Genomic DNA, 551 nt, shown 5'->3' with positions numbered 1-551 from the left:
GAAGCCCGTGGCCCAACCCGCAAGGGGGGGAGCGGTCGAAGGTGGGGCCGGCGATTGGGACGAAGTCGTAACAAGGTAGCCGTACCGGAAGGTGCGGCTGGATCACCTCCTTTCTAAGGAGCACCAACTGGCCATGCACCTCTCCGGAGAGCATGGTCGGTGGCCGTCATCGATGACGAACGTTCATCGGACGGCTGCTCATAGATGTGGAGCACTGGCTACTCAGCTCACCGCCTGTGTGAGCCGGCAAGTACAACCCCGTAAGGGGAGTGGAACGGCGGCGTCAGGTAGGCGATGGGTTGGACACGCTGTTGGGTCCTGAGGAAACGGACCCTTCAGCCCCAGAACGTCGACCCCTTGTGGGTTGGCGGGTTGGGGCTGGGTTGTTTCTTCTGGATTGCGGGACCAGATCGCGCACCCCTCCGAAGGGTGTGGGGCTGGTGGGCCCGGTTGTTTTTTGAGAACTGCACAGTGGACGCGAGCATCTCTGAACAAGAGACTCAGGTTTTTCGAATCTGGGTTTTTTGTTCTCTGTTGCGATTTGTTTGATC

Annotated in this window: 1 rRNA gene; it reads left to right on the top strand. The window is 59.5% G+C overall.

Annotation, left to right across the window (positions count from 1 at the left end):
- A 16S ribosomal RNA gene (locus tag ACH34W_RS55635) occupies positions 1-113 on the top strand; the annotation flags it as partial.
- Positions 114-551 lie beyond the last annotated feature (438 nt).

This window comes from Actinomadura sp. 6N118 (genome assembly GCF_044326415.1).
Classification (GTDB): Bacteria; Actinomycetota; Actinomycetes; order Streptosporangiales; family Streptosporangiaceae; genus Spirillospora.
The sequence above is the reverse complement of the archived record's forward strand: the minus strand, read 5'-3'. Positions and strand labels throughout refer to the sequence as shown.